Annotated in this window: 11 protein-coding genes and 2 tRNA genes; 9 read left to right on the forward strand and 4 right to left on the reverse strand. The window is 76.6% G+C overall.

All coding sequences use genetic code 11. From position 1 onward, the window contains the following. Nucleotides 1-196 precede the first annotated feature (196 nt). Nucleotides 197-3,205 carry an AfsR/SARP family transcriptional regulator gene (locus tag ACRYR8_RS19405; protein ID WP_432485992.1) on the forward strand — a complete coding sequence of 1,003 codons (3,009 nt, stop codon included), beginning with the start codon at nt 197-199 and terminating at the stop codon, nt 3,203-3,205. Here ACRYR8_RS19405 and ACRYR8_RS19410 read toward each other — a convergent pair. Further along, nucleotides 3,168-3,683 carry a GNAT family N-acetyltransferase gene (locus ACRYR8_RS19410; RefSeq protein ID WP_432485991.1) on the reverse strand — a complete coding sequence of 172 codons (516 nt, stop codon included), beginning with the start codon at nt 3,681-3,683 and terminating at the stop codon, nt 3,168-3,170. The two genes, ACRYR8_RS19405 and ACRYR8_RS19410, sit on opposite strands and share 38 nt — an antisense overlap. 146 nt (nt 3,684-3,829) lie before the next feature. Between ACRYR8_RS19410 and ACRYR8_RS19415 the strand changes: the two genes are divergently transcribed. Beyond that, nucleotides 3,830-4,165: a WhiB family transcriptional regulator gene (locus ACRYR8_RS19415; RefSeq protein WP_432485990.1), complete on the forward strand. Its 336-nt coding sequence runs from the start codon at nt 3,830-3,832 to the stop codon at nt 4,163-4,165. Between the two features lie 43 nt (nt 4,166-4,208). Here the strand turns inward: ACRYR8_RS19415 and pepN are convergent, their stop codons facing one another. Continuing rightward, a complete protein-coding gene (gene pepN, locus ACRYR8_RS19420) occupies nt 4,209-6,764 on the reverse strand; it encodes an aminopeptidase N (RefSeq protein ID WP_432485994.1) in 2,556 nt (851 codons plus the stop codon). 122 nt (nt 6,765-6,886) lie between these two features. On the opposite strand from pepN, the gene ACRYR8_RS19425 reads away from it, so the two are divergent. The 3 genes from ACRYR8_RS19425 (at nt 6,887) to ACRYR8_RS19435 (ending at nt 8,863) form a co-directional block, all read left to right on the forward strand. After that, nucleotides 6,887-7,501, forward strand: a complete 615-nt coding sequence (locus ACRYR8_RS19425; protein WP_432485989.1) for a mycothiol-dependent nitroreductase Rv2466c family protein — start codon at nt 6,887-6,889, stop codon at nt 7,499-7,501. 77 nt (nt 7,502-7,578) lie between these two features. Further along, complete coding sequence (locus ACRYR8_RS19430; RefSeq protein ID WP_432485988.1) at nt 7,579-8,052, forward strand: ribose-5-phosphate isomerase; 474 nt, start codon at nt 7,579-7,581, stop codon at nt 8,050-8,052. 13 nt (nt 8,053-8,065) lie between these two features. Next, nucleotides 8,066-8,863, forward strand: a complete 798-nt coding sequence (locus tag ACRYR8_RS19435) for an Fpg/Nei family DNA glycosylase (protein WP_432485987.1) — start codon at nt 8,066-8,068, stop codon at nt 8,861-8,863. Nucleotides 8,864-8,878: 15 nt separating this feature from the next. Here the strand turns inward: ACRYR8_RS19435 and ACRYR8_RS19440 are convergent, their stop codons facing one another. Continuing rightward, nucleotides 8,879-10,069 (reverse strand): glycerate kinase, encoded by a 1,191-nt coding sequence (locus ACRYR8_RS19440; RefSeq protein ID WP_432485986.1) that lies wholly within the window; start codon nt 10,067-10,069, stop codon nt 8,879-8,881. 82 nt (nt 10,070-10,151) lie between these two features. Here ACRYR8_RS19440 and ACRYR8_RS19445 point away from each other — a divergent pair, with 82 nt between their 5' ends. Next, on the forward strand, nt 10,152-10,610 hold the full coding sequence (locus ACRYR8_RS19445; protein ID WP_432485985.1) for a hypothetical protein: 459 nt from the start codon (nt 10,152-10,154) through the stop codon (nt 10,608-10,610). Between the two features lie 68 nt (nt 10,611-10,678). Beyond that, nucleotides 10,679-11,125 (forward strand): hypothetical protein, encoded by a 447-nt coding sequence (locus tag ACRYR8_RS19450; protein ID WP_432485984.1) that lies wholly within the window; start codon nt 10,679-10,681, stop codon nt 11,123-11,125. Nucleotides 11,126-11,191: 66 nt separating this feature from the next. On the opposite strand, the gene ACRYR8_RS19455 is transcribed toward ACRYR8_RS19450, so the two are convergent. Beyond that, nucleotides 11,192-11,265: transfer RNA gene (locus tag ACRYR8_RS19455), tRNA-Gly, on the reverse strand. A gap of 107 nt (nt 11,266-11,372) precedes the next feature. Between ACRYR8_RS19455 and ACRYR8_RS19460 the strand changes: the two genes are divergently transcribed. Together ACRYR8_RS19460 and tig are read left to right on the forward strand one after the other, a co-directional pair. Then, nucleotides 11,373-11,446, forward strand: a tRNA-Pro gene (locus ACRYR8_RS19460). A 156-nt stretch (nt 11,447-11,602) separates the two neighbouring features. Then, a complete protein-coding gene (gene tig, locus ACRYR8_RS19465) occupies nt 11,603-13,045 on the forward strand; it encodes a trigger factor (RefSeq protein WP_432486145.1) in 1,443 nt (480 codons plus the stop codon). Nucleotides 13,046-13,081: the final 36 nt, after the last annotated feature.

Raw genomic sequence — 13,081 nt, forward strand, 5'->3', positions numbered from 1 at the left:
CCCCCCCCCCCCCCCCCCCCCCCCCCCCCCCCCCCCCCCCCCCCCCCCCCCCCCCCCCCCCCCCCCCCCCCCCCCCCCCCCCCCCCCCCCCCACGGCTCCCCCCGGTGCCGGCTGCGCCAGCCTGCACCGGGGGCCTTGCAAGCCCCTTGCAACGGTCTAGCCCCCTCCTGCCCGCGGGCGACCTACCCTGAGCGCGTGACGTCGGCGGTCGGGGTGCGCGTGCTCGGCCCCCTCGAGGTGGTCACCACCGCGGGACCCGCACCGCTGGGCGGTTCCCTGCGCACCCTGCTGGCCGCCCTCGCCGTCGACGCCGGTCGTGTCGTGGCGGCCGACACCCTCGCCGAGCGGCTGTGGGAGGACGGGGGCCTGGACGCGGGCGCCTCCACCGTGCACAGCTACGTCTCCCGCCTGCGCCGCCGGCTGGAGCCGCAGCGGCCGCCCTCCGGCTGGCAGGTCCTGCAGACCCGCGCGCCCGGGTACCGGCTGGTGCTGGAGGAGGGGGCGCTGGACGCCGAGGAGTTCCGCCGCCTGCTCACGCTCGCCCGCGGCCGCACCGACCCGGCGGCGGCCCGCGACGACGTGGCCCGCGCCCTGTCGCTGTGGCGCGGCCCCGCGTACGCGGACGTGCCCGGCGACTTCGCCCGCGCCGAGGCCGCTCGGCTGCACGAGCAGCGGCTGGAGGCCGAGGAGCTGGCCGCCGAGCTCGACCTGGCGCTCGGCAGGCACCGGCAGGTCGCCGGGCGGCTGCCCGCGCTCGTGGCGGCCGAGCCGTTCCGCGAGGGGCTGCGCGCCGCGCTCGTGCTGGCCCTGTACCGCGCCGACCGGCAGGCCGACGCGCTGCGCTGCTACGAGGAGGGGCGCCGCCTGCTCGCCGACGCGCTCGGCGTGGACCCCGGCCCGCAGCTGCGGCGGCTGCACGAGCTGCTCCTGCGGCAGGACCCCGAGCTGGACGCGCCGGCCCCGGCGACGGCGGTCGCGGGCGCGGCCGCCGCTCCACCGTCCACCGAGCCGTCCACCGGGTCGCCCACCGGGTCGCCCACCGGACGGTCCACCGCGCCGGCGAGCCGCCGCCCGGCGCTGCCCACCCCGCCCACCGCGCTGCTCGGGCGCACCGACGACCTGGCCCGGCTGCACCGGCTCCTCGACGACGGTGCCCGCCTGGTGACGCTGACCGGCACGGGCGGGGTGGGCAAGACCCGTCTGGCCCTGGCCCTGGCCGCTGCGCGCGAGGCCGGCGACCGGGCAGCCGCCCGGTTCGCCGACGGCGCCGTCCTGGTGCCGCTGGCGACCCTCGACGACGCCGCCGACGTCGTGCCCGCCGTCGCCCGCGCCCTGGGCGTGGGCGCCGTCGAGGGGCCCGGTGCGCGCGACGCCGTCGCCGCCCACCTGCACCCCCTGCACCTGCTGCTGGTGCTGGACAACTTCGAGCACCTGCTGGACGCCGCGGTCGACGTGGCCGAGCTGGTGCGCACCTGCCCGCACCTGGTCGTCGTCGTGACGAGCCGCGCGCCGCTGCGGGTGGCCGGGGAGGTGGAGCACCGCGTGGAGCCGCTTGCCCTCCCGCCGGCCGGCGCCGGAGCGGACGAGGTGCTGTCCTCGGCCGCCGTCACGCTGTTCTGCGACCGGGCGCGCGACGTCGTGCCGGGCTTCCGGCTGGGCGAGGACGAGGTGCGCGTCGTCGCCGACGTGTGCACCGCCCTGGCCGGCATCCCGCTGGCGCTGGAGCTGGCCGCCGCGCGGGTCCGGGTCCTCGGACCGCGCGACCTGCTGGCCCGCCTGGACGAGGCCCTCTCCGGCGGGCGCCGGGACCTGCCGGAACGCCAGCGCACCATGCAGGCCACCCTCGACTGGAGCTACGGCCTGCTGGACGCGCCGGCCCGGGGCCTCTTCCGCCGCCTGGGGGTCTTCAGCGGCAGCTGGACCCTGCCGGTGCTGGAAGCAGTGGAAGGGCCGGCGGTGCTGCCGCTGCTGGAGGCGCTCGTGGAGCAGTCCCTCGTGCGGGTCGAGCACGGCGAGGACGGCGCCCGCTTCTCGATGCTGGAACCCACCCGGCAGCACGCGCAGCGGCTGCTGGGTGACACCGAGCGCGCGCAGGCCCAGGCCGCCCACGCCGCCGCCCACCTGGCCCTGGCCGAGGAGGCCTACGGCGGCTACCAGCGCGACGCGCAGGTGGGCTGGCTGCGGCGCATCGAGCGCGCGCACGCCGACCTGCTGGCGGCGGTGGACGCCGCCTGCGCCGCCGGGGACGGCGAGACCGCCGGGCGGCTGGTGTGGGCGATGTGGCTGTTCTGGTGGATGCACGGGCACCTGGCGGTGGGCCGCCGCGCCTGCGCCGCCGTGCAGCGGTTGCCCGGGCTGCCCGACCGGGTGCGGGTCCGCGTGGACCTGGCTCTGGGCGCGATGCTCTTCGCGCAGGGCGAGCACGAGCACGCCGAGGAGGTGTGGGACCGCGCGCGCCGGCTGGCCGTCGCGACCGGTGACGACGAGGCGCTGGCGCACACCGCCGCCGGCACCGGCATCACCGCGCTGGCCCGAGGCGACGCCGCCACCGCCGTCGAGCGGCTGCGCGCTGCGCTGGGGCTGGCGGCCGCGCTGCCGGCCGGTTCCGACGGCCCGTGGCTGGAGGCGCTGGGGCACGTGTGGACCGGAACGGCGCTGACCGCCCTGGGGCGGGACGGCGGTGAGGGGGCCGCCGGTGCCGGCGGACGGGCGCGGGAGCACTTCGAGACGGGTCTGGCCCTGGCCCGCCGCCGCGGCGACCGGCTCACCACGTTCGTGGCCCTCTACAACCTCGCGCAGGCCGAGGCGCCGCACGACGCGCCCGCCGCCGAGCGGCGCCTGCACGAGGGGATCGAGCTGTCCGCGCAGATCGGTGACCTGGCCAACCTGTCGCACTTCCTCGACGCGCTGGTCGTCCTGGGTGCCGCTGGCGTGGACCGCGACCCCGAGCGGCTGGCGGTCCTGCTGGGCGCCGCGCGCGCCGCACGGGACACCGTGGGCGCCGACGTGTACGGGTTCTACCTGCGCGACGACGCCCAGCTGGAGGCCGCCCGGTCCCGGCTGCGCCACCGGCTGGGCGGGCAGCGCTTCGCCGAGGCCCTGGCCGCCGGTCACGCGCTGCCGGTGGAGGCCGTCGTGCGGCTGGCCGTGCACGGGCCCGGGACCCTCACCGCACCGGCAGCGCCAGCCACTCCTCCCAGCTGAGGTCGCGCCCCACGAAGCGCGGCCGGGTGAACGGCCAGTCGCGGTCGACCCAGCGCGGCACCTCCGCGTCCAGCGCGGACTCCAGGCCGGAGCCGACCAGGCGGTCCACCACCCACCACGACACGTCGGCGTCGGCGCCCGCCCGGCCCGGCGGGTCCAGGTACACGCACCCCAGCAGTTCGGCCTCCTCGTCGTCGAACAGGGCGTAGTTGAACGACTCGTGGCGGGCGATCTCGGCCTCGTGGCGTGCCAGGTCGGCCCTGTCCTGCTCGCGGGTCATGCCTTCCGGCGGCCAGCCCCACGCGCGGCCGTAGATCGACCACAGCCGCTCCCGCGAGCCCAGGACGGCGGGCAGGTCGAGGTCCACGTCGAGCTCGCGGATCGGACGCAGGTGGTGGCCGGTGGGCAGGTCCAGGCGGGTGGGGTGCCGGAACCACGGCGGCAGCCACGGCTCCGGGGACGGTGCCTGCTCGGGCACGGGGGCTCCTCTCGCTCCGGTCCCGCCGGGCGGCGGGAACGCCGTCAGCGTGCTGCAGCGTCCTTGCGACCGGCTTGCCGGTCGCCCGGGCGGACGCGGCTCGCGGTGCAGGACGGTTGCAAGGCGCTCCCGGCAGGCTCGTCGCCGTGCCGGTAGCAGCCCCGCCCACGACCACAGCCCCGCTCGAGACCGCGAGCCCGCCCCGACCCGGCGGGCCGGAGCGCGCGGGTTCCGCCCCGCTGCCCTGCCGCACCGCGCCCGCGGACCTGTTCTTCGCCGAGGACACCGAACTCGTCCTGGCGGCCAAGGCCCTGTGCGCCCGGTGCCCGCTGCGCGCGCCGTGCCTGGCCGGTGCGCTGGCGCGCCGGGAACCCGCCGGGGTGTGGGGCGGGCAGCTCTTCGTCGGGGGGGTCGCCGTCGCCTACAAGCGCGGCCGGGGCCGTCCCCGCAAGGACGCCCCGGCACTCACGCCGGTCCTGTGAGCGGCGTCCGGCGCCCGGCCGGGGAGGCCGGGCGCCGCGGGGGTCAGCGCGCGTCGCGCTCCTGGGCGCGCAGGGCGCGCGCCACCCCGTCGCGGTTCTCCAGCACCAGGCGCCTCAGGGCCGGCGGGGCGTCGGTCGCCCCGGCCAGCCAGGCGTCGGTGCGCTCCAGCAGCTCGGCGTCGGCCAGCAGCAGCGGGTACAGCCCGGTGACGACCTGCTGGGCCATCTCGTTGGTGCGCTCGGCCCACACGGTGCGCAGCGCGTCGAAGTACGGCTCGACGAAGGGCCGCAGCAGCTCGGGGTCGTGCACCCGGCCGAAACCGGCGATGACCGAGGCCTGCACGGCGTTGGGCAGCGTCCCGCGCTCCACCACCTCCGCCCAGGCCGACCGCTTCGCCTCGGCCGTGGGCAGCGCCGCCCGGGCGGCGGCCGCCGAGCGCTGACCGGTCGCCGTGGCGTCCCGCTGCAGCTCGGCGTCCACGGCGGAGCCGTCCACCGCGCCGCCCGCGGCCAGGGATGTCAGCAGCGCCCAGCGCATGTCCGCGTCCACCTCCAGGCCCTCGACGGTGCTGGTGCCCTCGTACAGGCCCCGCACGACCGCCAGGTGCTCCTCGCTGCGCGCGAACGAGGCGAACGCCCGCGCGAACTGCAGCTGGGTGTCGCTGCCCGGGGCCGCTGCCCGCAGCATCCCCAGCAGCGCCTCGGCCGTGCGGGCCTCGGCCTCCCCGCGGTGCCCGGGAGCGGTGTACAGCTCGACGGTCGTGGACAGCTGGCGCAGCAGCACCAGCGCCACGGTCGAGTCGGCGCGTGCCGCGTCACCGGGCAGCAGGGTGCCCAGCAGGAGGTCGGCGTAGTCGCGGGCGGCGAGCTCGCCGTCGCGGGTCATGTCCCACAGGGCTGCTGCGACCAGCGAGCGGGGCAGGGACTCGGTGAACGCGTCCAGGTGCTCCAGGGCCGTGGCCAGGGAGGCCTCGTCCAGGCGGATCTTGGCGTAGGCGAGGTCGTCGTCGTTGACCAGGAGCAGGTCGGGGCGCTTGCGGCCCACCAGGGCGGGCAGGTCGGTGCTCGCCCCGGCGGCGTCGACCTCCACGCGGTGCGTGCGGGTCAGCTTGCCGTCCACCAGGTCGTAGCAGCCGATCGCCAGTCGGTGCGCGCGCAGGTGCGGGTGCTCCGCCGGTGCCTCCTGGTGCAGCGCGGCGGAGGTGATCGTGCCGTCGGCGTCGGTCTCCAGCACCGGGCGCAGCGTCGCGACCCCCGCGGTCTCCAGCCACTCGCGCGACCAGGCGCTCAGGTCGCGACCGGAGGTGGCCTCCAGCTCGCGCAGCAGGTCCACCAGCTCGGTGTTCCCCCAGGCGTGGCGGCGGAAGTACGCGCGCACACCGGCGAGGAACTCCTCGCGACCCACGTAGGCGACGAGCTGCTTGAGCACGCTGGCGCCCTTGGCGTAGGTGATGCCGTCGAAGTTGACCTCGACGTCCTCCAGGTCGTTGATCTCCGCGACGATCGGGTGGGTCGTGGGCAGCTGGTCCTGGCGGTAGGCCCAGGACTTCTCCAGGGAGTTGAAGGTCGTCCAGGCACCCGTCCACTCGGTGGCCTCGGCGGCGGCCAGGGTGCTGGCGAACTCCGCGAACGACTCGTTGAGCCACAGGTCGTTCCACCAGCGCATGGTCACCAGGTCGCCGAACCACATGTGCGCCAGCTCGTGCAGCACCGTCACGACGCGGCGCTCGACGGTGGCCCGCGGCACCTTGGAGCGGAAGACGTAGCTCTCCACGAACGTCACCGCCCCGGCGTTCTCCATGGCGCCGGCGTTGAACTCCGGCACGAACACCTGGTCGTACTTGGCGAACGGGTAGGGCGCCTCGAACTCGCGCTCGTAGAACTCGAAGCCTGCCTTGGTGGCGGCCACGACGTTGTGCGCGTCCAGGTGCTCGACGAGGGAGCGGCGGCAGTACACGCCGAGCGGGATCGTGCGCCCGTCGGAGGAGACCAGGGAGTCCTCCGACCCCTCGTACGGCCCGGCGATGATCGCGGTGACGTAGCTGGACAGCCGCGGGGTCGGCTCGAAGCGCCAGCGGCGGCCGGCGTCCACGTCCTCGGTGGAGGCGACCGGAGCGCCGGAGATCACGCGCCAGTGCGCCGGGGCGGTGACGGTGAAGGTGAACGCGGCCTTCAGGTCGGGCTGCTCGAAGACGGCGAACACGCGGCGGGCGTCGGCCACCTCGAACTGGGTGTACAGGTAGACCTCGTCGTCGACGGGGTCGACGAACCGGTGCAGGCCCTCGCCGGTGTTCATGTAGCGGCAGTCGGCCACCACGCGCAGCTCGTTGCTCCCGGCCAGGCCGTCCAGCTGCACGCGCACGCCGTCGCTGACCACGGCCGGGTCCAGCGCGCGGCCGTTGAGGGTCACCTCGTGCACGGCGGCGCTGAGCAGGTCGATGAACGTGGAGGCGCCCTCGCGCGCGCCGAAGCGCACGGTGGTCACCGAGCGGAACAGCTCCGGCCCGGTCGTCAGGTCCAGCTGCACGTCGTAGGTGTCGACCTGCACGAGCTCCGCGCGGACGCGGGCCTCCTCGCGCGTCAGGTTCTCGCCGGGCACGTCCACGTCCTTCCGGTCCACCGGGTGCGCTGGGAGGGGTCCTCGTCCAGCAACCGGTCACTCTGCCACGGACCACCGACGCCGCAGCGGCGAGCCCGGCGCCCGCGGGGCAGGATGGCGCCATGACGACGACCACCCCCGCCAGCGCCGACTTCTGGTTCGACCCCCTGTGCCCGTGGGCCTGGATGACCTCGCGCTGGATGCTCGAGGTCCAGCAGGTGCGCGACGTCTCCGTCCGCTGGCACGTGATGAGCCTGTCGGTGCTCAACGAGGGCCGGGACCTGCCTCAGGAGTACCGCGACCTGATGGACCGCGGCTGGGGGCCGGTGCGCGTGGTGACCGCCGCGCACCGGCTGCACGGCGAGGAGGTGGTGCTGCCGCTGTACACGGCGATGGGCACCCGCATCCACCCCGGCGGCAACAAGGACTTCGACGAGGTGATCGCGCAGGCGCTGCAGGAGGTCGGCCTCCCGGCGGACCTGGCCGCCGCGGCGGGCACCGACACGTACGACGCCGAGCTGCGCGCCTCGCACACCGAGGGCATCAGCCGGGTCGGCGAGGACGTCGGCACCCCCGTCGTGGCCTTCGGCGACGTCGCCTTCTTCGGCCCGGTCGTCACCCCCGCCCCCAAGGGCGAGGACGCCGGGAAGTTGTGGGACGGGTGCCTGCTGGTGGCCGGCACGCCGGGCTTCTTCGAGCTCAAGCGCACCCGCACGCAGGGCCCCGTCTTCGACTGAGCCGCCGCGCCCGCCGGGCCCGGTCCCGCTCCGGGACCCGGCGAGCCCGTGCCGGACGGGCCTGCCAAGCTGTCGCCATGCGCGTCCACATCGGCACCGACCACGCCGGCTTCGAGCTCAAGCAGCACCTCGTGGCGCACCTGCGCGAGCAGGGCCACGACGTCGTCGACCACGGCGCGGCCGAGTACGACGCCGTCGACGACTACCCGCCCTTCGTGCTGGCCGCCGCGGCCGCCGTGGCCGCCGAGCCGGGCAGCCTGGGCGTCGTCCTCGGCGGCTCCGGCAACGGCGAGCAGATCGCCGCCAACGCCGTGCCCGGCATCCGCTGCGCCCTGGCGTGGTCCGTGCAGACGGCGCAGCTGGCCCGCGAGCACAACGACGCCCGGTGCGTGGGCGTGGGCGCTCGCATGCACACCCTCGAGGAGGCCACCGCGATCGTCGACGCCTTCCTCGCCACGCCGTTCTCCGGCGACCCCCGCCACCAGCGCCGCATCGACATGCTCACCGAGTACGCGCGCACTGGCGAGCTGCCGGTGGCGCCGCAGCGCTGATCCGGGCGACGGGGTGCCCGAGGGCAACGTCGTCCACCGCTACGCCCGCGTCCTGCGCGAGCGCTTCGGCGGGCAGCGCCTGACCGTCACCAGCCCGCAGGGCCGCTTCGCCGACGGGGCGGCCCTGCTGGACGGGCGGGTGCTGCGCGGTGCGGAGGCGCACGGCAAGCACCTGCTCGCCGACCTCGGCGAGGACCGGGTGCTGCACGTGCACCTGGGGCTGTACGGCACGTGGACGCTCGGCGACGGCGAGCCGCCGGAACCGCGGGGCGCGGTGCGCGCGCGCCTGGTGGCCGGCACCGGCTGGGCGGACCTGCGCGGGCCCAACGCCTGCGAGGTGCTGACCGCGGCGGACGCGGGGGAGCTGCACGCCCGGCTGGGCGCGGACCCCCTGCGCGCGGACGCAGACCCCGAGCGCGCCTTCGCGGCCGTGCACCGCTCGCGGGTCGCGGTGGGTGCGTTGCTCATGCAGCAGGAGGTCGTGGCGGGACTGGGCACCATCTACCGCGCCGAACTGCTGTTCCGCGCGGGCATCGACCCGTACCGGCCCGGCCGGGGGGTGAGCCGCGAGGAGTGGGACGCGGTGTGGACCGACGCCGTGCGCCTCCTGCGCGCGGACGTGCGCACGGGACGCATCGTCACCACCCGTCCGGTGCACCGCTCGAACCCGCGCGGCGCACCGTCGGAGGAGGACCGTTTCTACGTCTACCGGCGCGGCGGGCAGCCGTGCCGGGTGTGCGGCACCCCGGTGCTGCACGCGCAGGTGGTGGCCCGGCACCTGTTCTGGTGCCCCACCTGCCAGCCGGCCTGAGCGGCCGGCGGGCGCTCAGGCGACGGCAGCCGCCAGTTCGGTGCCCAGGACGCGGGCCAGCCCTTCCAGCAGCGGGCCCGCCCCGGCGATGCAGCGCGCCGCGTCGGCCTCGACGTCGGTGAGCGCGCGGGCGTCGGCGAAGCCCGCGGCCCGCCAGCGCTCCTCCGGCAGGGTCCGCCTGCCGCTGAGCACGATGACGGGGGCGCCGAGGGCTGCGGCCGCGCGGGCGACGCCCACGGGCGTCTTGCCGCCCAGGGACTGCTCGTCGAAGCTGCCCTCGCCGGTGACCACGAGGTCCGCGCCCGCCGCGCGCTCGGGCCAGCGCACCAGGTCCAGCACGACCTCCACGCCGGGGCGCCGGCGGGCGCCCAGCAGGCCCAGGGCCACCAGGCCCGTGCCGCCGGCGGCCCCCGCTCCGGGCTCCTCGCGCGCGTCGGGCGCGCCCGCGGCGGCCAGCGCGTCGGCGAAGCGGGCCAGCGCTGCGTCCAGCGCGGCCACCTGATCGGGGTCGGCGCCCTTCTGGGGGCCGAAGACCGCCGCCGCGCCCCGGTCGCCGAGCAGGGGGTTGTCCACGTCGGCGGCCAGCGTCCAGCGCACCTCGCGCACCCGGGGGTCCAGCCCGGCCAGGTCCACCCGGTGCAGGCGGGCGAGCGCACCACCGCCGTCCGGCAGGTCGTGCCCGTCGGCGTCCAGCAGGCGGGCGCCCAGGGCGGTCAGCAGGCCGGCGCCGCCGTCGGTGCAGGCGCTGCCGCCGACGGCCAGCACGACCTCGCGCGCGCCGTCGTCCAGCGCGGCGCGCACCAGTTCCCCGGTGCCGCGGGAGGTGGCGGCCATCGGCTCGCGCGCACCGCCGGGGAGCCGGTCCAGCCCGGAGGCCTGCGCCAGTTCCACGAGGGCGGCCTCCCCGCCGGGCTCGCGCGCCCACGTGGCGGCCACGGGCGCCCCGGTGGGGCCGGCCGCGGTCGTGGTCACGGCTCGCCAGCCGGCGGCGACCGCTGCGTCCACGGTGCCCTCACCGCCGTCGGCCACGGGGACGGTCGTCACCCGCAGGGCGTGGGCGCCGACCCCGGGCAGCGCGGCGGCGAAGCCCGCGCGCAGGCCCGCGGCGACGCGCTCGGCGACCTGGACGGCCGTCAGCGACCCCTTGAACTTGTCCGGGGCCACGACGACGTGGACGGGCAGCGACACCGGCGACCGTGCGATCACGGGACCAGCCTGCCAGGTGGGGGCGCCGGGCGGGTGGACCGCCGGGCGCGCGGCGCGGCCGCCGGGTGCGCACGATGGGCGGGTGGCGAGGGCGAGGCTGACGGCGGACGAGGTGGCGTGCTGGGTGCTGAAGGCGGCCGCCGACGTGCCGGAGCTGGTGGGGGCGCAGCCCGGCGAGCCGGTGACCCTGCGCCGTTGCGTGCACCCGACCTACCGGCTGGGGCTGGTCGTGCCCCGGCAGCCGGTGCTGCTGTGGCGCAGCGGGCCCTCGGCGGGGGTGCGGGCGGCGGGGGAGGTCGTCTCGGCGCCGGCGGACGGGGTGGTGACCGTCCGGCTGCGCCCGCTCGCCCACCCGGTTCCGCGCGTGCAGCTGCTGGGCGACGCCCGCTTCCGCGCGGCGGAGGTGGTTCGGGTGCCGGTGGGCTCGAACCCGTCGTACCTGACGGCGGCGCAGCTGGCGGCGGTGGCCGAGCGGCTCGCCCCGGCCGAGGCGGCGCTGCTGCCGGCTGCGGCGCCGGTCCGGGGGGTGGCGGTGCGGTGAGCCGCGCTCGACGGGCCCGGTGTGCGCGGGTGTGCCAGGTTGGAGGCGTCCCGAGTGAGGAGAGTGCTGTGCGCCACGCGCTGATGTCCCTGTCCGCTGCAGGCCTGCTCGCGCTGACCGCGTGCAGCACGCAGACCACCGAGAGCACCACCGAGGGCACCGAGGCGGTCAGCCCCGAGGACCGCGGCCCCTCGGAGCAGGTGCCGACCGAGGTGACCGACGAGGAGCCGCCCGCGGGTGGCTCCGCCGTCGAGCCGGAGGTCGTCGTCGACACCTGCGAGGCCGTCGACCCCGGCGTCGTCGCGGGCCTGACGGTGTCGAACGGCGAGGTGGACCCGCGCAGTTACGTCATCACCGTCACGTTCTCGGGCGCCGACGGCGTCGAGGTGGCGGAGGCGCAGGCCACGGCGGACGACGTCCGTTCCGGGCAGTCGCTGGAGGTGGAGGCCGTCGCCGAGGTCGCCGACGCGCCTGCGGAGGTGACCTGCGAGGTCACCGACGTCAACCGCTTCTGAGGTCCCCGCAGGCGGTCGGGCTCCGGCGACCCGGCCCGCGGCCGCCCCGAGGGGCGGCCGCGCAGGTGGAGCGGGCGACGGGAATCGAACCCGCGTAGCTAGTTTGGAAGACTAGGGCTCTACCATTGAGCTACGCCCGCGTGGTCGTGCGCGGCGCCCTGAGGGGCGTGCGCAGCGGCCGAGACACAGCCTAACGCGTCCGCGGCGGTAGCCTGTCGCAGTACCCGCCGCAGCGCGCGGCGGGTCGCGGGGTGTGGCGCAGCTTGGTAGCGCGTCCGCTTTGGGAGCGGAAGGCCCCCGGTTCGAATCCGGGTACCCCGACGACCACCGCCCGGTGGTGCTCCGGCGCCACCGGCGGTCGGGGAGACGTCCCGGCGCGGAAGGCTAGGCTTTCGCGGTGCGCCGGGGCACCCGGCACACCGCACGCCTGACCACGACCTCCGCCCCGGCGCGGAGAGACCCCAGGAGAACCCCGCTGTGAAGAGCGACGTCGAGACCCTCAACCCGACCCGGGTGAAGCTGACCGTCGAGGTCGGCTACGACGAGCTGAAGCCGAGCCTCGACGCCGCCTACAAGTCGATCGCGGGCCAGGTCCAGGTGCCGGGCTTCCGCCGGGGCAAGGTCCCCGCCCGCGTCATCGACCAGCGCTTCGGCCGCGCCGCGGTGCTGGAGGAGGCCGTCAACGACGCCCTGCCGAAGTTCTACCAGCGCGCCGTGGAGGAGAAGGAGCTGCGCCCGCTGGGCCAGCCGACCGTCGACGTCTCCCAGGCGCCGGACCCCAGGACGGGCGGCGACCTGCGCTTCTCCGTCGAGGTGGACGTGCGTCCCACCCTGGAGCTGCCGGTCCTGGAGGACGTCGAGGTGTCCGTCGACGACCTGCAGGTCTCCGACGAGGACGTCGAGACCCGGCTGACCTCGCTGCGCGAGCGCTTCGGCACCCTCACCGGCGTCGACCGCCCGGCCGCGGAGGGCGACTTCGTCTCCCTGGACCTGCGCGCCGAGATCGACGGCGAGGAGATCGAGACCGCCAAGGGCATCTCCTACCAGGTCGGCCAGGGCAACATGATCATCGGTCTGGACGACGCCGTGACCGGCCTGTCCGCCGAGGGCACCACGACCTTCACCGCGCCGCTGGCCGGCGGCGACCGCAAGGGCCAGGACGCCGAGATCACCGTGACGGTGCAGTCCGTCAAGGAGCGGGTCCTGCCCGAGGCCGACGACGACTTCGCCCAGCTCGCCAGCGAGTTCGACACGCTGGAGGAGCTGCGCGCGGACCTGCGCGGCCAGGTGGAGCAGAGCAAGAAGTTCGAGCAGGGCCTGCAGGCGCGCGACCGCGTCCTGGAGAAGCTGCTCGAGCTGGTCGAGGTCCCCGTGCCGGAGTCCCTGGTGGAGGCGGAGATCCACACCCACCTCGAGCGCGAGGGGCGGTTGGAGGACGCCGAGCACCGCGCGGAGATCGACGAGAGCACGCGCGCCGCGCTGCGCAGCCAGCTGCTGCTGGACGCCCTCGCCGAGCGCGAGGAGATCGGCGTGGAGCAGCAGGAGCTGCTGGAGTACCTCGTCGGTCAGGCCCAGCAGTACGGCATGGAGCCCAACCAGTTCGTGCAGATGGTCGACCAGGCCGGACAGGTGCCCGCCATGGTCTCCGAGGTGCGCCGCCGCAAGGCGCTGGCGGTGGCGATGGAGAAGGCCACGGTGAAGGACGCCTCGGGCGCCGTCGTCGACCTGGAGGAGCTCGTGGGCGGCCCCGAGGACGAGGAGGTGGCCCCCGAGGCCGCCGCCGACGCGCCGGGCGCCCCGGCCGACGAGACCGGTGAGACCGTCGACCCGCTGGGCGACGACGCGCAGGCTGCCGCCGACGCGGCGGCCGAGGGCGCCGACGAGCAGCCGCGGGCCGGCGAGGAGCAGGCTCAGGGCTGAGCCGCGTCGCTGTGGGCGCACCGGGCGGTGGCCGGT

The organism is Kineococcus esterisolvens (assembly GCF_050871405.1).
Classification (GTDB): domain Bacteria; phylum Actinomycetota; class Actinomycetes; order Actinomycetales; family Kineococcaceae; genus Kineococcus.